The organism is Rubinisphaera margarita, from assembly GCF_022267515.1.
Lineage (GTDB): Bacteria > Planctomycetota > Planctomycetia > Planctomycetales > Planctomycetaceae > Rubinisphaera > Rubinisphaera margarita.
In genome coordinates, this window is record NZ_JAKFGB010000009.1 from 241,200 (window position 1) to 266,658 (window position 25,459).

Sequence of the window (25,459 nt, forward strand, 5' to 3'; positions counted from 1 at the left end):
GGACGATCTGTGTCGCATGTCCGCCAATTTATGCGTGGACGATTAGCATGAATTCTCGTTTATGCTACAAGCCACCCCTCTGAGGAGATTCACTGATGATACGTATATTGCTGATTGGTTTTTCTGTCGCGCTGTTGGCGGTGGCTGCGGCGTACGGAGCGGAACCGGTCGTCGATCGCGATCAGGACCTGGAACTCATCCGCAGCGACTTCGGTCTTGCCGATGGTCCTTCCTGGAATGACCGGGGCGTGCTCTACGTGCCCGACGTGAAGGGACAGAAGCTGTTCCAGTACTCGCCGCGTCAACAGAAGTGGACCAGCGTGCTTTCCGACGAGTTCCGGATCAGCGCGACGTTCTTCAACGGCGGAGAACTCTACGTCTCTGACAACGCGAACAGCCGTATCGCCGTGCTGGATGGCAAAGAGCTGAAGACCGTTTATCAGCACGATCCCGACATCAAGCCCCCCGCTCGCCCGAACGACCTGGTCGTCGATGTGCATGGCGGGATCTATTACACGCTGACTGCTCGCGGTGAGGTTTGCTACATCACCCCGGATCACAAGACCTCGACCGTAGTCGGAAAGGTTGACGCTCCCAACGGGATTATCCTCTCGCCGAGCGAGTCGATCCTGTACGTGTCGGCTTATGCGGCCAAGGAAATCTGGGCATTCGACGTTAAGGAGCCCGGCACTCTCTCGGAAGGACGCAAGTTCGCGGTCATGGACGATGGTCCTGAAAAAGGTGCCGATGGCATGTGCACCGATCGCGCCGGGAATGTCTACTGCTGTGGAGCCACCGATGTCTGGATCTGGAATCCGGAAGGAAAACTGCTCGACAAACTCACAACGCCGACACGTCCGATCAACTGTACCTTCGGCGATCCCGAGATGCAGTCTCTGTATATCACGGGCTTTGGCGGACTCTACCGACAGGCGATGAATATCAGTGGTCGCTCTCCGGAGCCCGAGCAGAAGACTTCTTCCCGGGAGGACCGACGCCTCAATACGGTGATCCCCGACGGAATCGAAGCCCATCGCAACGTCCCGTATGCCGAGTACGGCTCGCGGAAGCTGCTGGCTGACCTGTTCGTTCCGACCGCGGCCAGTCAGAACCCGGCTGTGATCGTTGTCCATGGCGGAGGTTGGGTGAAAGGCGACAAAACCAAATTTCGGGCCATGGCCATTGCGCTGGCGGAACGCGGCTATACCACGATGGCGATTGAGTATCGACTCGGTGGTGAGGAGAAGTTCCCGGCTGCCAGCCATGACTGCAGTGCCGCAGTGCGTTTCCTGCGTGCCCACGCCGAGCAGTTCCGTATTAATCCTGATCAGATCGGAGCGATCGGAGGATCAGCAGGCGGACACCTCGTGGGACTCATGGCCACCGGGTCCGATGTCAGCGAGTTGCAGGGTTCTGGCGGCTGGAACGATCAACCGTCGCGCCTTCAGGCGGCTATCGTCATGGCTGGTCCACTGGAGATGACAACCGGGAGCGTGGCGGATCGGTCGCGCACTCAACCGCAGTCGTTTTCGAACGTCTGGCTGGGACAATCCATCGATCAGGCTCCTGAACTCTATGAGCTTGCCGATGTGTGTCAAAAGATTTCGGCGGACGACTGTCCGATCCTGTTCCTCGTCGGAGAACTGGATCATCCGGAACGCAATGAACTGTCGCGTGAGCGACTCAAGAAGCATTCTATCGCAACCGATGTAACGATTTATGCGGGCGCTCGACATGGCTGCTGGAATCAACTCCCGTGGTTCGACCAGGTGGTCGAGGATACGGATCGATTCTTCCGGAGTCATCTGCAGACTCAATGATGATCCTGTCAGGGATCTGCCTGCATGCCCGCTCGCAAATTCGCTATAACCAGAGTGGACTGACAGGGTACCAGCATGCCGGCCATGGAGCGGGTTCGACGCCTGCTGCAAATTGTAGCACTCCTGCAATCGGGAAAGACCGTCAACGCCCCCGACCTCGCACGCGAGTGCGGGGTCTCCCGGCGAACGATCTTTCGGGACATCGAGAACCTTCGGGACTCCGGTCTCCGGATCGAGTTTGACGAGAAGAAGCAGACCTATCGCTTCGAACAGTCTCGGTTTATCCTGCCGGCCGATCTCACAGGGGACGAAGTCCTTTCCCTGCTCGTGGTCTGTCAGGATCTGGCTGATGCCCGAACCGGGATTCCTTATCTGGAGTCCGCCCGCACCGCGGCCTTCAAACTGGCCAGTGTTCTCCCCCGTGAAATTCGGCAGACCGTCTCTGAAGTGCTGGATATGTATAAGGTCACGCTCGATGCCCGGGCGAACCTCGAGGATACCCGCACGTTCTACGAGCAGATCGGGAAGGCCATGAAAGCCCGGTCACCCGTCCAGATCAAGTACGACAGCTTCACGGATCAGCGACCGGTTTCGACACAGCTCAGTCCCTACTGCTTTCACTTCTGCCATCGCAGCTGGTATGTCATTGGTCGGTCATCGCGGCATCGACAGATCCGCACGTTTCATCTGAAACGGTTCGAAAGTGTTCGCGTCCTCTCCACGAAAACGTACAAGATTCCTGCCCGCTTTTCGCTGGAATCCTACTTCGGCAACGCGTGGCGAATGATTCGCGAAAAGAGCCAGCCGCGTCATGTCGTGGTCCGCTTTGCGCCGAAAACTGCTGGCAATGTCGCTGAAGTTCAATGGCACAAGACACAGCGGATCGTCTCCCATGACGATGGCAGTATCGATTTTCATGTCGATGTCGAGGGCCTCGACGAGATCTCCTGGTGGATTCTCGGCTACGGTGACACCGCTGAGGTTCTGGAACCGCATGAACTGCGGGAGAAAATCGAACGTCACGCACGCGGGATGCTGAATCACTACGCGCGAGCCGACGGACCTCGTCCCGGCGGAAGAATCACCGAGTCTTCTTCGTCGTAAGTCTTCTTCAGATCAACGACGCGCCGGTTATAGCAGGAGATCGTCTCTTTGCGCCCCAGCATTCCGAGAATGCGGCCTTTGTCGGTCGAGGAAACAACCGGCAGCTCATCGAGGTTGTTCGATGTAAAGTGCCGCAGAGCTGTGTTGAGGTTGTCGTCCGGCGTAATGGTGATGGGGTTGAGCGTCATCACATCTTCGGCATTGGCGAGCCGCCAGATTGTTTCATTGTAGAGATAGGCCCGGACGTCATCCGACGAGAAAATGCCGACAAGCCGTCCGTTGTCGTCGACGACCGGATAAGAGTGCTGCTGAGTATCGGCCACGATGTGCACAATCTTTTCGAGAGGCGTTGAGCGAGCGATCATCCGCAGTGTTCCCTTGCGGTAGACATCTTCAACCGGAATTCCTTCGAGCACATCGATGATGAAATCACCACGATGGGCCGGCGACTCGAGCCGGGTCGGCACCTGTTGACGATACAGATTGTGCCGCCGCATCAGCAGAAAACAGAGCGTTGACACCCACATCGTGGGGATGAGCAGCTTATATTCCCCGGTCAGTTCCGAAACCATGATGATGGTCGAGATGGGAGCGTTCGCGCAGCCGGCGAAGAATCCGGCCATGCCGACGATCCCGTAGGCCTGAGTCTGATGGATCAGTCCGTCCGGAAAGAGCGGCTGCAGAAATTGAGCGACCGCCACTCCCGTACATCCGCCGATCACCATCGACGGTCCGAACAGGCCGCCTGAACCGCCAGACCCCACGGTCAGCGATGTGGTAAGGATCTTGCCGAATACGACCACGAGCAGAATCGGAATCGCGACCGGCTGTTCTCCGGTGAGCACATATTGCAGCGTGCCGTAACCGGTCCCGACAACTCCAAGCACCGTCCCCTGCTGGTCGAAGCTGTAGTAAAGAATCAGAGCCGCCACACCAGAGAGGAACGCTCCGCAGGCAACTCGCGTCCAGAATGGAATCTTCAGGGAATCGAAGAACGTCCTCAGTCCGTGAAAGCTGGTGATGAAGGTGATGCCGGCCAGAATCAGAGCCACCGCCATGATGGTGTACGGCACGAGTTCGAGCGGCGTGAAGAACTGAAACCGCAGTTGTTCGCCGAACATCGGTGTGTAGCGAATCTCAGGCGGCAGCAGCATCGAGTAGATGCCGTAGCTGATAATCGAGGACATGGCAGCCGGGACAATCACCTCGGCTTCGAACTCGGCATCGCGGTAGAGAATCTCAGCCGCGAAGAGAGCTCCCGCCAGCGGAGCACGGAAAATCGCCCCGACACCGGCTCCCATTCCGGCCGCCAGCAGAATCCGACGATCCCGTTTTGTGAGATGCAGCCGTTGTCCGAGCCAGACACCAATAGCGGCTCCAATCTGAGCGATCGGGCCTTCGCGGCCCCCGGAACTTCCTGTCCCCAGCGTGATTGCCGTGGCGACAGTCTTCACCCAGATGATATTGGAACGAATGTAACCTCGCTGATGATGAAACGCGGTGATCGCCGCTCCGGTTCCCGGTCCGGCTGCGTCGGGAGCGAAGTATTGAACGATCAACCCGGACAGTGAAGCGCCGACCGTAATCACGAGCAGCAGGATCCAGGGGTTGAACGCAATGAGTTCGGGAATCCAGCTTTCAAAGGGATTGAACTCGCCAATCGCACTGCCGGGGTAGAAGCCAGCGGCCATCCGCAGGCAGACCGAACCGATCAGAGTGGTCAGGTGGTCGAAGATAATCGCGGCAAGACCGGCGGAGATCCCGAGCAGAATGGAGAGCAGGAACCACTTCCCCGAGACCTGAAACTCAGCCGACTCCGTTCGGTGAACGAATCGAGTCAACCAGTCACGAAGAAGATCCATGGAGAAGTAGCCGGGAGGAAGAGAGAGCAAGGCGTTTTTACATTGACTATGTCGAACACTATCATTGTCCTGACCCGGCTTCAAGGAGCCACTCCCGTTCCCTCACTTTCAGCCTCTCGTCATGAATCTTCTTGGAATCGAATGCACCGGACGCCGCAGCTCTGTCGCACTGCTGCGCGACGGGCAACCGCCGGTCGTCCGTTCACTGATGCAAAACGGTAAGCCGGCGACCCAGTTTCTCGTCTCGACGGTCAGGGAACTCTGTCAGAATTCGGGCATCAACCCCCGGGAACTGGAGCTGTTGGCCATCACCAAAGGCCCCGGAAGCTTCACCGGACTTCGCATCGGCCTCACATTTGCCAAGACGTTCGCCTGGGCCAATAGCTGCATTCTCAAAGCGATCCCCACCTTCGCTGCGACCGTTGAGGGGATGCCGGCGGAACGAAAGATCGTCGAAGTCGTGGAGGATCTCCGACGCGGTCAGGTCGCCTGGCAGAGATTCGAGTTTGCCGACCAGACGTGGCGATCAGTCAATTCCCTGCAGATGGAAGACCTCGACAGCTGGCGACAGCGCGACCACACCCATGTCTATCACGCCGGTGCCGGGCTTGAACGTCTCGCCACGCAGCTCCCAGATCGGGAATGGCCCGCTGACTGGCCCCGGGTTCCGGAAGACGAATGGATGCCCGACGCGCTGCAGGTCGCCACACTCGGTCGGCGGCTATACGAGTCGGAAGGGGGCGACGACCCGTTTCAGGTCACGCCGATCTACGTTCGCAAGAGTGCCGCCGAGGAGCGGGCCGACGCACGCGAGGCGTAAATGATCAGGCCACGGCTTCGGAGCGAGGCCCCGCTGCCAGAACCGCTTCGCTGACCCCCTCCGCGTACTTTTCGAAGTTCTTACGGAATCGCTCGGCCAGCTTGCCGGCTGATTCCAGATAAGCGGCTTCTGTCTTCCAGGCTTTACGAGGGACGAGAATCTCAGAAGGGACGCCCTCGCAGGCGGTGATCACTTCGAATCCAAAGAGCGGATCGGCTTCGGTGGGCGCATCGGTGAGTCGCCCGGAATGAATGGCATCGATGAGAGCCCGCGTCTGCTTCAAAGCAATACGGGAGCCAACGCCGTACGGGCCGCCGGTCCAGCCGGTATTCACCAGCCAGACATTGGCATCATGTTTACGAATTTTTTCGGCCAGCAGATCGGCATATTTGGCTGGATGCCAGACCAGGAACGGCCCGCCGAAGCAGGGCGAGAACGTCGCTTCCGGTTCGTCGACGCCCATCTCGGTTCCGGCCACCTTGGCGGTGTATCCACTGATGAAGTGGTACATCGCCTGCTCCGGAGTGAGCTTACTGACCGGGGGTAACACGCCAAAGGCGTCGCAGGTCAGGAAGATGACATCCGAGGGAGGACCGGCCACACACGGAATCGAGGCATTGGTCATGTGCTCGATCGGATAGGCGCCTCGTGTATTCTGGGTGATGGTCGTGTTGTCGAAATCAACGTGGTGGCTTTCCTTGTCGTAAACGACATTCTCCAGCACGGCTCCGTACTTCAACGCATTGAAGATTTCCGGCTCGCTGTCTCGGGACAGGTAGATGGCTTTCGCGTAGCAGCCCCCCTCCACGTTGAAGACACCATCATCAGTCCAGCAGTGTTCGTCATCGCCGATGAGATACCGATTCGGGTCTGCCGAAAGCGTCGTCTTCCCGGTGCCGGACAGGCCAAAGAGGACCGACGAACGTCCGGTTTCCCTGTCCGCGGTGGCGGAACAGTGCATCGAGAGGATGTCGTTCTTTGGTCCCCAGTAATTAATGACGGTGAAGACGCCTTTCTTCATTTCGCCGGCGTATTCAGTGCCGAGAATCACGATCTCTCCGCTCTCGATGTTCAGATCGACGCTCGTTTTCGAGGTCATCCCGGTCGTGTGACGGTTCGCCGGAAACTGCCCCGCGTTGAGGATGGTGTAGTCCGGTTCGCCGAATGACTCGAGCTGCTTCTCCGTCGGACGGATCAGCATGTTGGTCATGAACAGAGCGTGGTAGGGTCGGGAGCAGATCACGCGGACCTTGAGTTGATACTTCGGATCCCAGCCGGCAAACGCATCGATGCAGTAAAGCCGATCTCGCGTATTGAGATAATCGACGGCTCGTTCGCGATTGATGTTGAACGTCAGTTTGTCGAGCGGGAAATTGACCGGTCCCCACCAGACATCGTTCTCCGAGCCTTCGTTCTTGACGACTCGTTTGTCTTTGGGCGAGCGGCCCGTCTTGTCTCCGGAATAGGCAATCAGACATCCCGTATCGGAGAGTGTCGTGCCGCGATCGAAACGGATCGCTTCCTCGTAAAGCGTTGAAGGCGACGGATTCCGCATCACGTCCTCGACATGAATCCCGTGCATCTTCAAATCAAAAGCGGCCATCCCGGTCCATCCTTTATTCACTGTGTGAGATCCTTTGCGCCGCCCTATTGTCGAAGATCCCGGAGATTTCCACAACCGGAAATTGTTGATCTTCTTTTACAGCCCACTGGAGAAATCGGGCTCGTCCGGCTAACTTGCAACTCTGTTCAGCCCGCTCGATTGTCCCCTCCAGATCCCGGTCCAGGAACAGCCATGAATCCGCTCAAGGCTCCGCTTCACGTTCAAATTCTCGTGGCTCTCATTGTGGGAGCGATTGTCGGAGTGCTTGTGAATCCCGGGGATGTCGAGTTCCCGGAACAGACACAGGTCGAGATTGAGCAGTTTGAAGGTCACATTCATGTGACGGAACTCGCCCGATCAGAGACCGGAGAAGAACGGGCCGTCTTTCCGACCCTGCATCTGAGTTCCGATCAGTTTGTGCGGCGTTATCCGTTCATCGAAGTTCCAGAAGGTGGCAACCTCGAAGGCATCGATCAGTCCATCGCGGTCACCGATCAGAAGTTTCGTGTCTTCGAAGATTCGACCGGCATCTCGGTCAGCTATACACGGAACTACAACGGCAACCCGCTGCTGACGAACGATCATTTCGAAACCCGGGCCGAACTGGCTCACAAGTATCCGCTGTTTCTCGGCACCTACGACGATTACAGCAAGTCGGTCTCCCGAACTGTAACCATCGTCGCCAAGTGGGTCGGCGATCTGTTTCTGAGCCTGCTCAAAATGGTGACGATTCCACTGATTGTTTCATCGCTGATCACCGGCGTTACGGGACTGGGCGGCACCGGCAAACTGGGGTCGATGTTCAGCAAGACGCTCGGCTACTACGTCGTGACCAGCTTTTTGGCGATCACGACCGGCATTATCATGGTCAACATCATTCGTCCCGGCGTGGGAGCGGTGATCCCCGGGGCAGGGGAGACCGTCCACCTCGGTACGGATCAATCGCTTCCCGGCATCTTCGCCGGGCTGGTGAGCCAAATGATTCCGTCTAACCCGGTCGCCGCCCTCGCCAATGGCGAATTCCTGTCGATCATCACCTTCAGCATTCTGTTCGCGATCTTCATTCTCCGAGCCGGCGACGCGGCTCGTGAAACGCTGACGAACTTCTTCGCCGCGTTCTTCGAAGCCATCATGGGACTGACCATGTTCGTCATCCATCTGGCTCCCATCGGCGTGCTGGCGTTCATGACCTACGCCACTGCTTCCCAGGGACTCGACATCTTCATGACCCTGGCGTGGTACATGCTGACGGTTTTCCTGGCGCTCCTCATTCACGCGACGGTCACGATGCCGATCCTGCTCAAGTTCGTTGCCGGTCGGTCTCCGTGGGAATACTTCCGAGCCCTGAGCCCCGCGTTGATGACGGCCTTTTCCACCGCATCCTCCAACGGCACCCTTCCGCTGACAATGACTTGCGTCGAGAAGAACGCCGGCGTTTCCAACCGGACCAGTTCCTTCGTGCTGCCTCTGGGAGCGACGATCAACATGGATGGCACGGCCCTGTACGAAGCCGTCGCCGTGCTGTTCATCGCTCAGGCGACAGCCGGCTTTGAACTGTCGCTTTCCACACAGATCATCGTCGCCGTGACCGCGCTGCTGGCGAGCGTCGGGGCAGCCGGGATTCCCCACGCCGGTCTGGTGATGATGGCGATTGTCCTGCAGGCCGTCGGACTACCGCTCGATGCCCAGGGGGTGATCATAGCCGTCGACCGCGTGCTCGACATGTGCCGCACGACCGTTAATGTCTGGAGTGACTCCTGCGGTTGCGCGGTCATCGAAAAGCTCACCACAGAAGAAGCAGTCCCAGCCACCGAAACGGCGTGAATCCACTTCAGTGGACTGTCCACCCCGGATGGCACAGAGATTCATCTCTGTGTTGCCAGGCAACAGGAGGCTTGTCGTGAGTGAAAGAGCGTGCGAGGTTTCTCTTTCAGTGGACCCAGAGAGTCGAACCACCTGCATTACGCGTCCGTATCGCGGCCCCTACTGCAGTGGACTATTTCTTGATCAGCTTCTGGAACCGGGCGAAGGCGTTCTGCCATGCGGACTGATCCCGGGGTTCGAAGCGGCGGGATTCGGTTGACTGGCGGACGATGCGGCGGATGTCTTCCAGAGAAGCGACTTCGCCCGCGGTACGCGCCTGGATGAGCAGGTTGCCCATTACGGTCGCTTCGACCGGGCCGGTGATGACCGGGACGCCACAGGCATCGGCTGTGAACTGGTTGAGCAGATCGCTGTTGGAGCCGCCTCCGACGATGTGCATCACTTCGATCGTCTCGCCGGTCAGTTCCTGAATGCCGTCGAGCACCGAACGATACTTCAGAGCCAGACTTTCCAGTGCACACCGGACGAGCTGGCCGGCTGATTCCGGGACCGGTTCGCCGTGCGCTTTGCAGTAGCCCTGCAGCGCTTCAACCATGTTATCCGGATGCAGGAACGCCGAGTCGTTGGGGTCGACGATCGAACGGAACGGCTCGGCCTGTTCGGCGAGCATCGTCAGCTCGGAATAATCGTAGTTCTGTCCCTGCGCTTCAAACGCCCGCTTGCAGCCCTGGACGAGCCAGAGCCCCATCACGTTCTTCAACAGACGGTACGTGCCATCGACGCCCCCTTCATTGGTGACGTTCATCTTCAGAGCGGCGTCCGTCAGGATCGCGTCCTGCACTTCAACGCCGATCAGAGACCACGTTCCCGAACTGATGTAGGCCCAGTTTGCTTTCCCGGTGTTCTCGGTTGGAATCGCCGCGACGGCAGCCGCCGTGTCGTGGGTCGGCGGGGCGACAACGGAGATCTTGCCGAGGCCGGTCTGTTTGCAGATGGCATCACGCAGGGTGCCGAGCTTGGTGCCCGGCGTCACGACCTGCGGGAACATTTCGGTCGGCAGATCGAACTTGCGGAGCATGTCGAAGGCCCAGTCGTTGTCCGTCGGGTGGAAGCACTGTGAGGTGGTCGCGTTGGTGAATTCCACAACCCGGCTGCCGCTGAGAAGCCAGTGGAAGTAGTCCGGCATCATCAGAATTTTGTCGGCCAGACCGAGCATCTCGGCGTGATCCCGCTGCGTGGCGAGCAGCTGGTAGAGCGTGTTGATCTCCATGAACTGCAGGCCGGAATTGGCGAAGATCTCCTCTTGCGGCACGCGAGAGAACGCCTGCTGCACCATCCCTTCGTTGCGGGGATCGCGGTAGTTGTAAGGAAGCCCGAGCAGTTCGCCGGTCTTGGAAAGCAGGACGTAATCGACGCCCCAGGTATCGACGCCGACGGAGACGATCGAATCGCCATAGCGTTCCGCGGCAATTGTGAGCCCGGCGAGGATCTCTTTCCAGAGGCCGACCACGTTCCAGCGAAGCGTGCCGGCGACATTAACCGGGCCGTTGGGGAAGCGATGCAGTTCGTCCAGCTGCAGCCGCTGGCCGTCGAATCGGCCCGCCATCACGCGGCCGCTTTCCGCTCCCAGATCGACGCCGAGGTAAACTTGCTCACTCATGTCACACAGTCCCAGTCAATATTTCGCAGTGGTTCATCAGCCGATCAACATATCGGATGGCGTGTCTGTGGAAAAGCAGACCGATTCGGAAGGAGCCCCGATTACTTCTTCGGGTTCTCTGGATCGATTCCCATTTCTCGCAGCAGGATCTTCAGGTCTTCCCAGACCAGCTTTTTCGCAGGAGGATTCCGCAGCAGGTACGACGGGTGATAAGTGCAGAGGACCTTGGAATGTTCGTAGTCGAACAGTTCGCCCCGCAGCCGGCCAATCGGTGTTTTCGTCTGCAGAATATTCTGAGCGGCGATCGTGCCCCAGCAGACGATGTAATCGGGATCGACGGTCGCAATCTGCCCCAGCAGATACTCGCGGCAGTTGCCGGCTTCGATGGGAGACGGATTTCGGTTCCCCGGCGGGCGGCAGCGAAGAATGTTACAGATGTAGAGTTCTTCGCGCGTCCAGCCGCAGGCTTCGATGATCTTGTTCAGCAGCTGCCCCGCCCGGCCCACGAACGGTTCGCCCTGTTTGTCCTCGTCGGCTCCGGGAGCTTCGCCGATAAACATGACGCGGGCTTCCGGATTGCCGACGCCAAAAACGGTTTGCGTTCGAGCCGCAGCCAGTTCCGGGCAACGGGTGCATTTGGAAACCGTGTCGGCAAGTTGAGCGAGACACTGGACACGTTCAGCATGTTTCATCGTTTGGCGTTCTGTTCGTCGAGGTCCTTCGGCGGACGGCGGAGTCACTTCGGGAGGCGGAGCCTGAACCCGAGGCGGCTCGGTGTATTCAGGGCGCTGCGGTGCAGCAGGCGCGGGGGGCTGTTTCGCGACCGGTGGTGGAGCAGACGGAGTCGGTCGAGCGGGCTGAGGCGGCTCCGGGGCCGCGGTTGTGGCAGCGGCGGCCAGATCGTCCAGCAGCGAGGCCTCTCCCTGGAACTTGTCCAGATGAGACATCCCGGCTCGTTGCCAGGACTCCAGTGATTGCAGGATCAGTCGATCGAGTTGCATGGGTTTGGGTTACTTCGACAGGTCCTTCAGGTAGTCATCGATGCCGGGGGCGTCGTTCACATCCAGATCCTGCAGAATCTGCTGCCGGCTCCGACGGTAGAAGCGATTGGCTTCGGTATAGTCGTTGAGTTTCTTTTGAACGTGAATTCCCTGAAAGATGGCTCCTCCGATGAAGAGAATTCCGAACAACGCCATCGGGGGGAAAATCGAGCCGGCGAAGATCGTCCAGAAGAGTCCGAACAGAACAATGAAGCCGGTTCCGAACAGATGGGCTTTGCCGGGCAGAGACATTTCCCCGTCCTTGCCCTTCACCATGAAGTTCTCTCGCCGCATCATCCATTCGCGATCGAGTCGCTCCAGCTCGTTCTGCTGACGAATTTTCTCCAGCGTCGACGCGTCGGGTTCATCGTCCGCCATCTTCTCGGTATGTCGGTCTTCAATCCGCAGATGCGTGTTGCAGTAGCCACAGCGAACGGAACGCGTTCCTTTGGGAACCTCCAGCGGAGCTCCGCAACCGTTGCACACTGTTGCCAGTAGTCTCATGGGTGAGCATCCGAGAAAAGAGTACCGACCGTGGCGTGCATCCTAGAGCAGATCGCACGGCAGCCCAACTGATCATTCCGGGGAAAGTGAAAGTTCTGAGGCCGTGACGCGAAACCACGGCCTCAGTCTTCGCAGTCGGCTCAAACCGACAGACTACTTCTTGTTCGAGGACTTGCGACCGCCGACTTTCCAGGCCGGATGCGGCTCGTGAGCCTTGTCCATGATTCCGGCCATCTTATTCGCGAGCTGCGGGTTCTCATCGGCGATGTTGTTCTCCTCGCCGAGATCTTTGGAGAGATCATACAGCTGCACATCGCCATCGAACATCGGCTGGCGAATCGCCTTGTACTTGCCCTGACGAACCGCCTGTCGGGACCCCTGTTCGTAGAACTCCCAGTACAGATAGTCGTGTTCTTTCTGCTGCTTCGACTTGCCGAGCAGTTCGGGCAGGAACGAAATGCTGTCGAGCCCCTGCGGCGTCTCCACGCCGGCCAGATCGCAGGCGGTCGCGAAGAAGTCACCGAAGTAGCCGATGTGATCGGAAACCGTTCCCGCCTTCACCTTGCCCGGCCAGCGGACGATGAACGGGACTCGAATGCCCCCTTCGGTCAGATCCCGTTTCATGCCTTTGAGCGGGCCGTTCGGATCGAAGGTGTCCGGATTATTTCCGCCTTCTTTGTGCGGCCCGTTGTCGGAGGTGAACATGACGATCGTGTCCTGATCCATGCCGAGCTGCTTGAGTTTCTCGAACATCTGGCCGATGCCGGAATCCATCCGCGTGATCATTGCGGCCTGTCCCTTATCGGGATCGGACCAGTCCTTATCGGCGTAAATGCCGTAGTCGGGCACTTCCTGGCCGTTGCCGGTGCCGCGAGTCCCTTCGTTGTTGGCGTGGGGAATTGTCAGGGCGAGATACAGAAAGAAGGGCTGGCCATCTTTCCGTTCATCGAGATAGCTGAGCGTGTCTTCCATGAACAGATCGTGGGAATAATCGACCCGCTTCGTGGCATAACCGGCTGCTCCCCATTCGCCGACTTTCATTTTCTCGACGACGTTCCGGAGCTGCACCTTCTCTTCATTCCGCCAGAGAATCTCGGGATAGTAGTTGTGAGCGTGATGCTGGCTGAGGTAGCCGAAGCTGTAGTCGAAGCCCTGCTTGCTGGGGAAACCGGCTTCTCCGCCCCCCGGCTCGCCAAGGCCCCATTTGCCGATCAGAGCGTTGTAATAGCCGGCATCGTCGAGAACTTCGGCAATCGTCACGTCTTCATCCCGCAGTTTCTGCTTGTCCGAAGAGCCATTTCCCCGCACCTGACAGTGGCCCGTATGCAGTCCGGTCATGAGCACGCAGCGGGAGGGAGCACAGACAGTGGCTCCCGCGTAGAACTGTGTGAACTTCATCCCCTCGGCGGCCATCTGATCGAGATGAGGCGTCTTGATTTTCTCCTGACCGTAGCAGCCGAGGTCGCCGTAACCGAGGTCATCGGCGAGGATGAAAATGATATTCGGCTTCGACGGTTCCGCGGCGGAAGCCACCGAGCCGGTAATGACCAGAGCGGCAGCGACAAGCAGCAGAGAAAAGAGGGACGTACGTAACCGGAGTGTATGCAACATGGGCTGAGTTCCGTTTCGAGAATGATTTCGCAATGGGTTCCCGCCAGTATCAACGGAACGATCGCACGCGTCAACGATCCATCAGAAGCCGAACATGCGAAGCCGGCCCGTCACCCGAGACCGACATCGAGAATCATCATGACAGTGAAGCCGACGAGCAGGCTGATGGTCGCCAGATCGATGTGACCTCCGTCGTGAGCCTCCGGAATCAGTTCTTCGACCACCACGAAGACCATCGCCCCGGCGGCAAAGCTCAGGGCGTAGGGGAGAATCGGGGCAGCGAAGACGACCGCGGTTGCTCCAATCACCGCCGCGACTGGCTCGACGAGTGCGGAGAGCTGGCCGTACCAGAAACTCTTGCCCCGGCTCATCCCCTCGGCTCGCAGCGGCATTGCGACCGCAATTCCCTCCGGAAAGTTCTGGATCGCGATGCCGATCGACAGGGCAATCGCGGCAGCCGTGCTGCTCGCCTCGAGTCCGGACAGAGCCCCGGCAAAGGCGACGCCGACGGCAAGTCCTTCCGGGATGTTGTGCAGCGTGATGGCCGTCACCAGCAGCACGGCTCGACGCCAGGTCGTCCGCGGCCCCTCGGCGTCTTCAATCGACTTCCCTAAGTGCAGATGGGGCAGCAGTTTATCGAAGGCCCAGATTCCTCCTCCGCCGAGCAGAAACCCGACCGCCGGCGGAAACCAGCTCGGCAGCGGCCCCTGTTCCGAGATCTCGATCGCGGGAGCGAGCAGCGACCAGTAACTGGCGGCCAGCATCACGCCGCCGGAAAATCCGAGCATGGAATCGAGCAGCTTGCGATTCACGCTGCGGGTGAAAAAGACACAGCTGGCACCGAGAGCCGTGAGCATCCAGGTTCCCAGCCCCGCAATCAGAGCCTGGAGAATCGGGTTGAGTGCGAGAAACCAGTCCATCATCACAAGCTGCTCCGGAAGATCGAACTCGAAAACCCGATTGTAATGGAGCTCAGTGATTCGTGAAGAATCATCTCAGCGGACGAGATTCCCTTGACGAAACGCCCTCGGCTGCCGATCATGGCAATATGACCATAAGCGAAAAAGACCGCCGACGCTACGAAGCCCGGGCGAAGATCGCCAAAGCGATGGCTCATCCGAGCCGTCTGTATATGCTCGATCTTCTCCAGCAGCGGGAAATGTGCGTCGGGGAACTGACGGAAGCGGTCGGAGCCGATCAATCGACGGTCTCCAAGCATCTGGCGGTCCTGAAGGACGTCGGACTGGTCAGCGTTCGGAAAGAGGGCGCTCTGAGTTACTACAACCTGCAGTGCGGCTGCCTCGATGGCTTCTTCAACTGCATGGAAACGGTCCTGTTAACCGATCTCACGATGCGACGGGCGTCGGTCGAATAAATTTTTTTCGCCATTTACATGGCTATATGGCGATTTGGCAATGCGTCCATTTCGGAAAGAGGATTAGGGAGATGACGGAGGACACCAGCCGGGGCGTGGGTCGGTTCCTGGCGCCGCTGCTCATTCTGATTCTCTGCATCATGAGCATCTCACGCTGGGCCCTCGAACTCACCAGTCATTCGTAATCCGTCTCCCTGACCGCGAAATTCAACTTGAAGGGACGAACGTGGAAATCAATTCCGACAAACCGATCGTGCTTTTCCTCTGCACGGGTAACTCCGCCCGCAGCCAGATGGCCGAAGCCTTCCTGCGAACCCACGCCGGCGATCGGTTCGAAGCCTGCAGTGCCGGGCTGGAGCCGAAAGGCGTGCATCCACTGACGATCGCCGTCATGGACGAAGTCGGCATCAGCCTGGAAGGGCAGCACTCGAAATCACTCACTGAGTACCTCGGCAAGATCCCCGCTCGATATGTCATTTTCGTTTGCGAGAATGCCGAGCAATCCTGCCCGCGGGTCTGGCCGTTTGCTCTCATGTCGTTCTGCATGCCCTTCCCCGATCCCGCTGCGGCTGAAGGAACGGAAGAAGAACGCCTGCAGGCCTTCCGCGACGTACGCGATCAGATCGAACAACGGATCCTCGAATGGCTTCAGGCCATCCCGAACTCCAGCCATGAGTCGGGAATCTCGCCTGCTCCACCGCAGTAACATTCAAGGCAGCCACACACCAGGAGAAAAAGCATGTCCGCTCCCTGTCCCGCCACCGAAGAACCGGCTGGTTCCATGGGTTTCTTTGAACGCTATCTCACACTCTGGGTCGCGCTGTGCATCGTTGCCGGGATTCTGCTCGGCAAGTTCGCCCCCGGCGTCGCGCAGTCACTCGATGGCATGGCGCTAATGGTCAACGGCGCACCGGTCGTCTCGATTCCGATTGCCCTCTGCCTGTTCTTCATGATGTACCCCATCATGGTCAAAATCGATTTTGGCGAAGTGGTCCGAGCCGGCAAGGCGATGAAGCCAGTCGGGCTGACACTCGTTATTAACTGGCTCATCAAGCCGTTCACAATGTATGCGATCGCCGCTTTCTTTCTGGGAACACTGTTTCTTGGATTCATCGGCCCGGACGCCGTCGATCATGTGAAGCTGCCGCTCGGACAGGACCTCGCCGTCGGAGCCCAGTACGGCTCGGGCGAAGTCGTTCTGATTAACGGCGCGAAGATGCTCGAAGTGCCGCTCTGGCGGAGTTATCTCGCCGGCTGCATTCTGCTCGGCATCGCCCCCTGTACCGCGATGGTGCTCGTGTGGGGATACCTCGCTCGCGGCAACGACGGACACACGCTCGTAATGGTTGCCATTAACTCGCTGACGATGCTCGTGCTCTACGGCGTCCTCGGCGGCTTTCTGCTCGGCGTCGGCAAACTCCCCGTGCCGTGGGAGGCGCTGCTGTTGTCGATCGCGGTTTATGTCGCCCTGCCGCTGGTCGCCGGGTTTCTGTCGCGGAAGTGGATCATCGCCGCAAAGGGAGAAGACTGGTTCCGCGAGAAGTTTCTGCATTACCTCACGCCGGTTACGATTGTCGCGCTGCTGACCACACTGGTCCTGCTCTTCTCCTTCAAGGGAGAAATGATTCTCTCCAATCCGCTGACGATCCTCTGGATCGCCATTCCACTGACGATTCAAACCGTGCTCATCTTCGCTGTCGCCTACGCGGCTGCCCTGATGATGGGCCTCAGTTATGAAAACGCCGCTCCGACGGCGATGATTGGCGCCTCGAATCACTTTGAGGTTGCGATCGCGACTGCGGTCATGTTGTATGGACTCTCTTCCGGGGCGGCTCTGGCCACCGTGGTTGGGGTCCTGATTGAAGTCCCGCTGATGCTGCTGCTTGTTCGTGTCTGCCTTCGGACTCAGAACTGGTTCACGAACGAACGCGAGCCGCAACCGGAAACCGTCACCACGTCCCCCATCTCCTGACACAGGGTTTTGATTTCATGAGTAAACGCGTCCTGATTCTCTGCACCGGAAACTCCTGTCGTTCCCAGATGGCCGAAGCTCTCTGGCAGACGCTCGGCAATGGCGAATGGCAGGCCGAGTCGGCCGGGTCGAAGCCCGCCGGCTATGTGCACCCTCTGGCCGTGAAAGCGATGCAGGAACTCGATATCGACATCTCGAACTACGAGAGCAAGTCGCTCGATCAGTTCCGCGAGGAGCCTTTCGATCTCGTTGTCACGGTTTGCGACAACGCCCAGGAAGCCTGTCCGGTCTTCCCCGGTGGCGGCGAAGTCTTTCACTGGCCCTTCTTCGATCCGGCTCACGCCACCGGCAGCGAAGACGAACAGCTGGTGGTCTTCCGCCGCGTCCGCGACGAGATCCGCGAGCGCATTCAACAGTACCTCGATAATCCTTCCACCAAGTGAGGTGACCCATGACTCAGCAATCCGCCGTCGATTTTCCCGGTCAGTTCCGTCTCCACATCGCACTCAACGTGAAGAGTGTTGAGAAATCGAAGCCGTTCTACGAACTCCTGCTCGGTACCGCACCGAGCAAAGAACGCCCCCGCTACGCAAAGTTCGAACCGGTTGACCCCTCGGTCAATCTGACGCTGAATGAAGTGACCGAAGACTTTGCCGTCCAAGGCGCGTCGGCTCATTTCGGCATTCAGGTGAAGAGCGTCGCTGAAGTGCACGCGGCGAAGGAGCGATTCGAGAAGGCCGGTTTTCGGACCATCACCGAAGAAGCGACCACCTGTTGTTACGCGGTGCAGGATAAAGTCTGGGCGATCGATCCGGACGGGCACAAGTGGGAAGTCTTTGTCGTTCTGCAGGCTGACGCCAAAGACGAGCTGTATGCTCAGGCGGGCTGCTGTGGTCCGGAGACCGTTTCGCTCGACAGCTGTTCCACGTCGTCCCCTTCCTGAATGAATGCTGTTCCACCGACGGGTGGCTTGATTTCCGCCCCCCGGTCCACAAGCATACGATGGTACGAAAGACCCGTCCGCTCCCCCCCCGCCCGGATTCGACTCATGCCCCGCCGATTCTCGCTGCTGTTGTTCTCACTGGCCGTTCTGCTCTGTTCTTCCGCCGCGATCGCGCAGGATCATGTCCGCGATCTGCAGACGAAAGCCATTGAAGATGGCCAGGCCGAGTTTGGCCACTGGGGGTGGGAACAGGACAACTACAAACTGTGGGGCACCCACTCGAACCGTCTGATTCCGGTCTACACGTTCGGCACGCTCAATGCCGGTCCGGGGGTTGATCTGACGTCTTATCAGGGAGCAAACAGTCCGTATCGGAATCCGGCAGCCGTGCGTCAGATTTACGGCCGGGTTCCCGACGGCACCGTGAACCCCAAAGCCGACTATTTCGATCAGACCAACATTTACGACATTCAGCTCGCCGCGTTGCGAGCCGGGAAGAAGCACGTCTTTCTGGTTGTCTTCGATGGCATGGACTGGCAGACAACCCGAGCCGCCAGCATCCACAAGACCGGGAAAGTCGCCTACGATTCCGGTCGCGGTTCTGGACTGCATATGCAGGACTACACGGCTGGCGGGAACACACAGTTCGGCTGGATGGTCACCTCCCCCTGGGCCGACGACATCAAAATCGATGTCGACAAACAGACCGTCGCCTACGATGTGAACCCCAACTTTGGCGGCTATGCAGCCGAGATCGCTGGCGAGTTTCCGTGGTCCTCCTCGACCGATCTGCAGTACCTCGTCGGCAAAGCGGAGAACGAGACGTTCCGCCACGCCTACACCGACTCCTCCAGCTCGGCCAGTTCGATGACAGCCGGAATCAAGACGTTCAACTCGAGTGTGAACGTCGATCCGGAAGGTATGCAGGTTTCGACGATCGCCCGCATCGCTCAACTGCGAGGCATGAAGGCGGGAGCCGTCACCAGCGTGCCGATCAGCCACGCCACCCCGGCAGCCGCTTACGCTCACAATGTCGCCCGCGATGACTATCAGGATCTGACGCGCGATCTGCTCGGACTCAAATCGGTCAGCCATCCGGAATCGACCTGGCCGGGGCTCGATGTTCTCATCGGGTGCGGCTACGGCGTGGAACGCAACAAGGATTCCGGACAGGGCGAGAACTTCGTCCCCGGCAACGCGTATCTGGCCGAGCAGGATCTGCTGGCGATCGATGTCCGCTCCGGCGGCAACTATGTGGTCGCGACTCGCACCGAAGGCATGCCCGGCCCGGAACTGCTGGAAGTGAAAGCGACCGACGCCATCGATCAAGGCAAGCGCCTCTTCGGTTTCTTCGGCAGCGCCAAGGGCCACCTGCCATTCCAGACCGCCAACGGCGACTTCACTCCAACGGTCGGACGCTCCAACAAGAAAGAGGAGTACTCCGAGGGCGACATCAAAGAGAACCCGACGCTGAGTGACTTCACCCGTCAGGCGATCCGTGTACTTTCGCATGAAGACCAGCCGTTCTGGCTGATGGTCGAAGCCGGCGACGTCGACTGGGCCAACCACGACAACAATATCGACAACTCCATCGGAGCGGTCCTGAGTGGCGATGCAGCCGTGAAGGTGATCACCGACTGGGTCGAAGCCGAAAGCAACTGGGACGAATCGCTCCTGATCGTCACCGCCGACCACGGCCACTACCTCGTCCTTGAGCAGCCCGAACTTCTGGTCGCCCCCGCCCAAAAGTAAGTTGCGTCTTGAGGTACCAATTCCTCGTCGTGCTATAAACACGGCTGTGCGCCGCAGAGCCGCTTGCGCGATGGAAGTTCAGGTCAACCACAGAGGCACAGAGGTCACGGCGAAGTGCTGATGCAAATCGTGTCCGTCGAGCAGGGGATCTCTGTATTCTCTGTGCCTCTGTGGTAAGATTCACACTTGTTAAACGCGGTGACAACGTTTCCAGGTCGTTCAGCGTCCGACAGAAATCTAAGGAGCGTCCAGGTGGGTCAGGATCAAGCGGAAATCACACGGCGAACAGCCGCGGCTTTGGACGCCATCCAGAAGGCGTTCGCTGAGGGCGACGACGCAGTCACCCTCTTCGTTTCTCACCATCTCGAAGAGATTGAAGAGGCTTACTGGCAAGAACACGCCGGGACGCCCCAGCCGACGGATCAGCAGGTGCTTGACCTCCTCGTCCTCGCTGACCACTGGGATGAGGACGACGAGGAAGGAATTCAAACGTTCGACTTCACTCTCCCAGCCGACGCAACCAACTACATGATCTCGGTCTACTTCACCGACGACGGGCAGATCGAGTCCATCACGATGGAAAGTTGATTGCGTGCCACCGTCGGAGAGTCTGCGGCTTCGTGTGAGCCCCGATGCAGAGTCGATGGGCATGAGAAGTTTGGTCCACCACTTCCGTTGACAACAGCACGCGAGTTTGGAGCATTCCACGAACCGCAGGCGGGAGCCTGCCCTACAGTTGGAGGCGCACCCCGCGCACAAAAAAATCACGCCTGTTTGCACAGGCGTGATTTGTCGTTTCAACCGCAGTGCGGCGATTAGCCTTCGAGGTCGTCGGCGTCGACTTCGATGGTGCCGACGTCGACGGTTTCGCCGTCTTTGATTTCGACGTCGAGGCCGCGTTCGATGTAGCCGACGCGTTCGTGCCAGATGCGGAAGGTGTGTTCGCCTTCCGGCACGTTCTCGATTTTGAACTCACCCTTGTCGTTCGAGACGACGGCGTACGGATGGTCGACGACCAGCCAGTAAGCGGTCATCCAGGGGTGGATGTCGCATTTGACCTGCATCGGCAGGAGTTCGCTCTGCGGGTACTCGAGCTCAACGCCCTTGGTGTCGTTGGCACCGACGAGCAGGTTGTGCGGCGAGTTCTTCAGCGGGTAAGTGTGAACGTTGTGTCCGCAGGCATCGTTGGAGATCACGTTGACCTTTTGATCGGTCCGCACGACCAGCGAGCGGGGGAAGAATTCACAGCCCTTCTGGTCGAAGACAACCTTCGGCTCGGCCGACTTCTCCAGATCCGGATGAATGTCCGGGGTGCCGCGACGCTGATACAGGTAAACGAAACAGTTCGCCAGTTCGCCCTTCTCGCCGACGACGACCGAGCGGTCGGGAACGGCATTCACGGCACAGACCGAAGCATCTTTCACATTGGCGCCTTTGGCGACCAGTTCCGGCGGATTGGGGGCATCGCCCTTAACGACGATCTTCCCGGTGACTGTTCCCCAGCCTTCGGCGAAACAGGGCGCGGCGGCTGCAACAACAGCGAGCATCAGGCTGAATGCCAGAGATTTTCTCATGAGAAACTCCTCGTCTTTCAGATCTCTTCTAGAATGTTTCACGATTTAAGCCGACCGCACCGGTGGGGGCTCCGCGCACGCCGCAAACGGCAGGCTTCCGGAGGGTGGGGTCGCGTGGCACCATCAACTGGTGAGATGGAGACCGGAATGCACGTTCTGTACCGTCCAATCTCCCGCAGGAAGGATGTCATATCACGCCCCATCTTACCAGCGAACAAACATAACGGCGAGTGTTTATTTGCCGAAATTCGCTGCCACTACTGAATTTTGGGCACGTGCGGCGCATAATGCAGCCCTGTTTTTCCAAGTTTTTCGACAACGACTCCAAACTGATCTCTGACGACATGCCTGCCAAGAAAAAGACCGCTTCCAAAGCTGCTTCGACTTCCTCGCCATCGACCGGCCGCCGTTACTGGCTGATGAAATCAGAAGAGAGCTGCTATTCCATTGATCATCTGGCTGCCGAGAAGAACAAGACGACCTTCTGGGACGGCATCCGCAACTATCAGGCCCGGAATATGTTGCGGGACGACATTAAAAAGGGCGATGGTGTCCTGTTCTACCACAGCAACTGCGATCCGCTCGTCATCGCCGGCACGGCCAAAGTGGTGAAGGAAGGCTACGCCGATCACACCGCGTTCGATCCGGTCGAGAAGCACTACGATCCCAAGAGCAATCCGGACAACCCGACCTGGTACATGGTCGATATCAAACTGGTGAAGAAGTTCCCCGAGCCAGTCACGCGCGACATGCTCAAGGAAGATCCGGTCACGAAGAACATGATGGTGCTCGCCCGGGGCTCCCGGCTTTCGGTGCAGCCAGTCACCGAAGAAGAATGGGAAGCAGTTCACCGACTCGCCGACGTCAAACCGTAGGCGAATCGACGTGCCGGTTACGCCTGCCGGTGCTCGTCCTCGGTTTCCCGCAGCAGTTGCTCCCAGCAATCTCCCCGGGCTTCGTAATGCATGAACTCGTTGAAGCTCGGGAATCCCGGCGAGAGGAGAAGTGTGTCACCGTCTGCGGAATGCCGCCAGCACCAGTCCCAGGCTTCGCCGAGCGTCTCGGCTTCTCCCAACTGCAGTTGAGGGGAGAGTTCGTGCAGATCCTCGATCAGCGTTTCGCCAGCCGGTCCCATACAGGCGACGCCGCGAAGATGCGGGCAGCGGACAATGCTCTGCAAAAGCTCGTCGGTGTCGTCCGCCGATTTGGCCCCGCCGAGCACGAGCCAGCCCGGACCCGTCAACGACTGAAGAGCGGCCTGAGTCGCCATGGGCGAAGTCGCTTTGGAGTCGTTGATGACGATTCGCTGCAACGAGTTCGGAAGCCGCTGCAGTCGATGGGGCAATCCGCGATACGAGTGCAGAGCGCGCCGACTGGCGGCGACATCCACACCGAGCCAGTCGGCAATGCTCAAGGCGGCAGCCGCGTTGCGGCAATCGTGTTCCGGCCAATGTTCCGGGACTTCCGGAAAGTGGACCTGAGAGAAATAGATCCGCGTTGCTTCACCCGGCCATTCGCGTCCTGAGACCTCGCGGGGAAGGATGGCGGCATCGTTCCGTGTCTGTGCTGCGAACAGGCCCGCTTTGGCGTCGCGATAGTTCTCGAACGAAACGTGCCATTCGAGATGGTGCGGACTGAGGTTGGTCAGGGCGGCTGCGATAAAGCGGGGAGACTGCGCCTGCAGGTAATGCAGCTGGAAACTGCTCAACTCCAGAACGACGAAGTCCTCGTTGTGAATTTCGGCGAGCTTAAGGAGCAGGCTGGAACCGATATTCCCGCCGAAATGGACTCCCAGACCACCTGCTCTCAGGATATGAGTCAACATCGCCCCGGTGGTCGATTTCCCGACCGTGCCGGAGATGGCGATTACACGAGCCGGACAGGCCTCGAGAAACAGGCCCACTTCGGTCAGCAACGGGATTTTCTGAGCGATGGCCGCCTGCACGCAGGGGTGCCGGGGAAGAATGGCCGGGGAGACCAGAACCGCATCGCAGTCCTGCACGTCGTCTTCGACCTGGGGCCGGAACTGGACGCGAACCTGCGGGTAATCGGCGAGGCGATCGAGGGAGTCCCGCAGCGAGGCCGGATCGCCGCTGTCGGTCACGAGAATGTCCGCACCGGCTCGAGCAAGATACTCAATGGCTGCGAGCTGCCCGCCGAAGCGACCTAACCCGAGCGCACAGATCCGTTTCCCCTCCCAATCCACGTTCGCTGCTCTCCGCGGGAATACTGTTGATTGTTCTTCAAGATTGCTATTCTACACCCGTTCCCACGCACATCTTACAGCTCGGTACGACTGATCACAAAGTCGGGCGCTCCCGTTCTCCTCATTTCGTCGTGTCGATTAGAAGACAAGCTCATGTCGTTGCCGAATCTGCCGCAGATCGTTCTCAAGCCGCAGCGCGCTCAGCCGTTCTATTCCGGGCACCCCTGGGTCTTCGCCGGCGCCATCGCCGAGATCCCCGACGGACTCGAAGTCGGCGACGAAGTTCTGCTCGTCTCCCGCGAAGGGAAGGGGATTGCCCGCGGGCTTTACAACGCCGAAAGCCAGATCCGCGTGCGGCTCTACTCGTGGAATATCGACCAGCCACTCGATGAGCAGTTCTGGAAGGACCGAATCCGAGCCGCCGTTGCTCTCCGCCGTCAGCTGTTTCCCGATGAGAACTCGTTCCGCGCCTGCCGCATGGTCTTCAGTGAAGCCGACGGCCTGTCGGGGCTCGTTGTCGATCGGTTCGGCGACTGGCTCAGCGTTCAAATGACGAGTCAGGCTCTGGCGACTCGCAAAGACATCTTCGTCAAGGAACTCGACGATCAGCTCGACCCGCTTGGAATCTACCTGCGAACCGAGAAAGGCATGACGGCTGCCGAAGGGTTGATCCTGCAGGATGGCTCGCTGCTGGGTGATCCACCTCCCTCGCCGCTGTTCATCGTCGAGAACGATATCGACTACAACATCAACCTGCAGGAAGGTCAGAAGACCGGCTTCTACTACGACCAGCGAAACAACCGCCGGGCGGCGGCCCGTTATCTGCAGGGAGACATTCTCGACGTCTGCTGCTACACCGGGGGGTTCACCTTCAATGCCCTGAAGCATGGTCGCGCGACGCACGTCACGGGAGTCGATTCCTCGGCAGCCGCACTCCAGCTGGCCGAAGAGAACGCACGTCTCAACGAACTGAGCGACCGTTGTGAATTTGTCGAAGCCGACTCTCTGAAGTATCTGACGTCGGGCAACAAAACATACGACGGCATCATTCTCGATCCGCCAAAGTTCGCCCGCAGCCGCCGGGGCATTGACCGGGCTCTCAAAGCCTACTTCAAGTGGAACGTCGCGGCTCTGCGACGCCTCAACCCGGGTGGAATTCTCGTCACCTGCAGCTGTTCGGGGCTGGTGTCTCACGACGAGTTCCTCGATACGCTCCGTTCAGCCGCTGTGGAGTCGGGCCGCTTCCTCCGCATCCTCGAAGATCGCGGCCAGGCTCCGGACCATCCGGTCAACGTCTTCTGCCCTGAGAGTGCTTACCTGAAGTGTCTGATCTGCGTGGTGGAATGATGCCCGAGATTCCTGAAGCAACGAGTGGACGACCGCGAAAGCGGATCGGGCCGACAGTCTGCCTGGGAATCCTGACCATCTTCACCGCCACAATCGCAGCCGGCAGCCTCGAGTATCCACGGTTCGCGCTCGCATTTTCAGTCCTGGCGCTCCTCTCGCTGCTCGCAATCTGGATTCGGGCTGGCTGGATCGTTGTCCTGACAATTTCAGGCGGTCTGATTGGCTACTTCGATCTGGCCCCCATGCTGAAGGGCGAACCGCTGCAGTCCATCTACTATCTTCGCGCAGTCACAATCGCAACCGGGACACTCTGTGGCTTTCTGATGGGAGTGCTGATTGAAATCTGTTCCCGGAGAATACGCACTGAGAAATAGCTGCCGCCGTGATCATTCCGTCTCCTCCGCACGCTTGCCATCCGCTCTCCCAGAAGGCGGCAATCGCT

At 59.0% G+C, this 25,459-nt stretch carries 23 protein-coding genes; 14 read left to right on the forward strand and 9 right to left on the reverse strand.

Going from position 1 to position 25,459, the window contains the following annotated elements; translation table 11 throughout:
• Nucleotides 1–95 precede the first annotated feature (95 nt).
• Nucleotides 96–1,820, forward strand: a complete 1,725-nt coding sequence (locus tag L1A08_RS04310) for an SMP-30/gluconolactonase/LRE family protein (RefSeq protein ID WP_238754600.1) — start codon at nucleotides 96–98, stop codon at nucleotides 1,818–1,820.
• A gap of 75 nt (nucleotides 1,821–1,895) precedes the next feature.
• Nucleotides 1,896–2,924 carry a helix-turn-helix transcriptional regulator gene (locus tag L1A08_RS04315; RefSeq protein ID WP_238754602.1) on the forward strand — a complete coding sequence of 343 codons (1,029 nt, stop codon included), beginning with the start codon at nucleotides 1,896–1,898 and terminating at the stop codon, nucleotides 2,922–2,924.
• Here the strand turns inward: L1A08_RS04315 and L1A08_RS04320 are convergent.
• Nucleotides 2,864–4,786 (reverse strand): chloride channel protein, encoded by a 1,923-nt coding sequence (locus L1A08_RS04320; RefSeq protein ID WP_238754605.1) that lies wholly within the window; start codon nucleotides 4,784–4,786, stop codon nucleotides 2,864–2,866. The genes L1A08_RS04315 and L1A08_RS04320 overlap by 61 nt on opposite strands.
• A 121-nt stretch (nucleotides 4,787–4,907) precedes the next feature.
• On the opposite strand from L1A08_RS04320, the gene tsaB reads away from it, so the two are divergent.
• Complete coding sequence (gene tsaB / locus L1A08_RS04325; RefSeq protein WP_238754607.1) at nucleotides 4,908–5,606, forward strand: tRNA (adenosine(37)-N6)-threonylcarbamoyltransferase complex dimerization subunit type 1 TsaB; 699 nt, start codon at nucleotides 4,908–4,910, stop codon at nucleotides 5,604–5,606.
• Between the two features lie 4 nt (nucleotides 5,607–5,610).
• On the opposite strand, the gene pckA is transcribed toward tsaB, so the two are convergent.
• Nucleotides 5,611–7,209 (reverse strand): phosphoenolpyruvate carboxykinase (ATP), encoded by a 1,599-nt coding sequence (gene pckA / locus L1A08_RS04330; RefSeq protein WP_261362752.1) that lies wholly within the window; start codon nucleotides 7,207–7,209, stop codon nucleotides 5,611–5,613.
• A gap of 192 nt (nucleotides 7,210–7,401) precedes the next feature.
• On the opposite strand from pckA, the gene L1A08_RS04335 reads away from it, so the two are divergent.
• Nucleotides 7,402–9,033, forward strand: a complete 1,632-nt coding sequence (locus L1A08_RS04335; protein WP_238754611.1) for a dicarboxylate/amino acid:cation symporter — start codon at nucleotides 7,402–7,404, stop codon at nucleotides 9,031–9,033.
• Between the two features lie 172 nt (nucleotides 9,034–9,205).
• Here L1A08_RS04335 and L1A08_RS04340 read toward each other — a convergent pair whose 3' ends face one another.
• The 5 genes from L1A08_RS04340 to L1A08_RS04360 all read right to left on the reverse strand — a co-directional run bounded on the left by L1A08_RS04340 (nucleotide 9,206) and on the right by L1A08_RS04360 (nucleotide 14,768).
• Nucleotides 9,206–10,693 carry a rhamnulokinase gene (locus L1A08_RS04340; protein ID WP_238754613.1) on the reverse strand — a complete coding sequence of 496 codons (1,488 nt, stop codon included), beginning with the start codon at nucleotides 10,691–10,693 and terminating at the stop codon, nucleotides 9,206–9,208.
• A 101-nt stretch (nucleotides 10,694–10,794) separates the two neighbouring features.
• Nucleotides 10,795–11,694, reverse strand: a complete 900-nt coding sequence (locus tag L1A08_RS04345; RefSeq protein ID WP_261362722.1) for a uracil-DNA glycosylase — start codon at nucleotides 11,692–11,694, stop codon at nucleotides 10,795–10,797.
• A 9-nt stretch (nucleotides 11,695–11,703) separates the two neighbouring features.
• A complete protein-coding gene (locus tag L1A08_RS04350) occupies nucleotides 11,704–12,237 on the reverse strand; it encodes an LSD1-type zinc finger protein (RefSeq protein WP_238754616.1) in 534 nt (177 codons plus the stop codon).
• Nucleotides 12,238–12,390: 153 nt separating this feature from the next.
• Nucleotides 12,391–13,848, reverse strand: coding sequence for an arylsulfatase (locus L1A08_RS04355; RefSeq protein ID WP_238754618.1), 1,458 nt, complete (start codon nucleotides 13,846–13,848; stop codon nucleotides 12,391–12,393).
• 110 nt (nucleotides 13,849–13,958) lie between these two features.
• Entirely contained in the window at nucleotides 13,959–14,768 is an 810-nt protein-coding gene (locus L1A08_RS04360) for a ZIP family metal transporter (protein ID WP_390896847.1), read from the reverse strand.
• A gap of 62 nt (nucleotides 14,769–14,830) precedes the next feature.
• Here L1A08_RS04360 and L1A08_RS04365 point away from each other — a divergent pair, with 62 nt between their 5' ends.
• The 7 genes from L1A08_RS04365 to L1A08_RS04395 all read left to right on the forward strand — a co-directional run bounded on the left by L1A08_RS04365 (nucleotide 14,831) and on the right by L1A08_RS04395 (nucleotide 20,478).
• On the forward strand, nucleotides 14,831–15,223 hold the full coding sequence (locus L1A08_RS04365) for an ArsR/SmtB family transcription factor (RefSeq protein WP_238754620.1): 393 nt from the start codon (nucleotides 14,831–14,833) through the stop codon (nucleotides 15,221–15,223).
• Between the two features lie 232 nt (nucleotides 15,224–15,455).
• A complete protein-coding gene (locus tag L1A08_RS04370; protein ID WP_315860570.1) occupies nucleotides 15,456–15,929 on the forward strand; it encodes an arsenate reductase ArsC in 474 nt (157 codons plus the stop codon).
• 33 nt (nucleotides 15,930–15,962) lie between these two features.
• Nucleotides 15,963–17,195 carry an ACR3 family arsenite efflux transporter gene (gene arsB / locus L1A08_RS04375; protein ID WP_238754622.1) on the forward strand — a complete coding sequence of 411 codons (1,233 nt, stop codon included), beginning with the start codon at nucleotides 15,963–15,965 and terminating at the stop codon, nucleotides 17,193–17,195.
• A gap of 17 nt (nucleotides 17,196–17,212) precedes the next feature.
• On the forward strand, nucleotides 17,213–17,638 hold the full coding sequence (locus tag L1A08_RS04380; protein ID WP_238754624.1) for an arsenate reductase ArsC: 426 nt from the start codon (nucleotides 17,213–17,215) through the stop codon (nucleotides 17,636–17,638).
• 8 nt (nucleotides 17,639–17,646) lie between these two features.
• A complete protein-coding gene (locus tag L1A08_RS04385; RefSeq protein ID WP_238754626.1) occupies nucleotides 17,647–18,138 on the forward strand; it encodes an ArsI/CadI family heavy metal resistance metalloenzyme in 492 nt (163 codons plus the stop codon).
• A gap of 105 nt (nucleotides 18,139–18,243) precedes the next feature.
• On the forward strand, nucleotides 18,244–19,890 hold the full coding sequence (locus tag L1A08_RS04390; protein WP_238754628.1) for an alkaline phosphatase: 1,647 nt from the start codon (nucleotides 18,244–18,246) through the stop codon (nucleotides 19,888–19,890).
• Between the two features lie 252 nt (nucleotides 19,891–20,142).
• Nucleotides 20,143–20,478: a DUF2004 domain-containing protein gene (locus L1A08_RS04395; RefSeq protein WP_238754630.1), complete on the forward strand. Its 336-nt coding sequence runs from the start codon at nucleotides 20,143–20,145 to the stop codon at nucleotides 20,476–20,478.
• A gap of 227 nt (nucleotides 20,479–20,705) precedes the next feature.
• Here the strand turns inward: L1A08_RS04395 and L1A08_RS04400 are convergent, their stop codons facing one another.
• Complete coding sequence (locus L1A08_RS04400; RefSeq protein ID WP_238754632.1) at nucleotides 20,706–21,464, reverse strand: hypothetical protein; 759 nt, start codon at nucleotides 21,462–21,464, stop codon at nucleotides 20,706–20,708.
• 419 nt (nucleotides 21,465–21,883) lie between these two features.
• Here L1A08_RS04400 and L1A08_RS04405 point away from each other — a divergent pair, with 419 nt between their 5' ends.
• Nucleotides 21,884–22,339, forward strand: a complete 456-nt coding sequence (locus L1A08_RS04405; protein ID WP_390896848.1) for an EVE domain-containing protein — start codon at nucleotides 21,884–21,886, stop codon at nucleotides 22,337–22,339.
• Between the two features lie 17 nt (nucleotides 22,340–22,356).
• Here the strand turns inward: L1A08_RS04405 and L1A08_RS04410 are convergent, their stop codons facing one another.
• Nucleotides 22,357–23,670, reverse strand: a complete 1,314-nt coding sequence (locus L1A08_RS04410; RefSeq protein ID WP_238754636.1) for a Mur ligase family protein — start codon at nucleotides 23,668–23,670, stop codon at nucleotides 22,357–22,359.
• A 153-nt stretch (nucleotides 23,671–23,823) separates the two neighbouring features.
• On the opposite strand from L1A08_RS04410, the gene L1A08_RS04415 reads away from it, so the two are divergent.
• Nucleotides 23,824–25,017 (forward strand): class I SAM-dependent rRNA methyltransferase, encoded by a 1,194-nt coding sequence (locus L1A08_RS04415; RefSeq protein WP_238754639.1) that lies wholly within the window; start codon nucleotides 23,824–23,826, stop codon nucleotides 25,015–25,017.
• Nucleotides 25,017–25,391 (forward strand): hypothetical protein, encoded by a 375-nt coding sequence (locus tag L1A08_RS04420; protein ID WP_238754641.1) that lies wholly within the window; start codon nucleotides 25,017–25,019, stop codon nucleotides 25,389–25,391. Before L1A08_RS04415 ends, L1A08_RS04420 begins: the two co-directional genes overlap by 1 nt.
• Nucleotides 25,392–25,459: the final 68 nt, after the last annotated feature.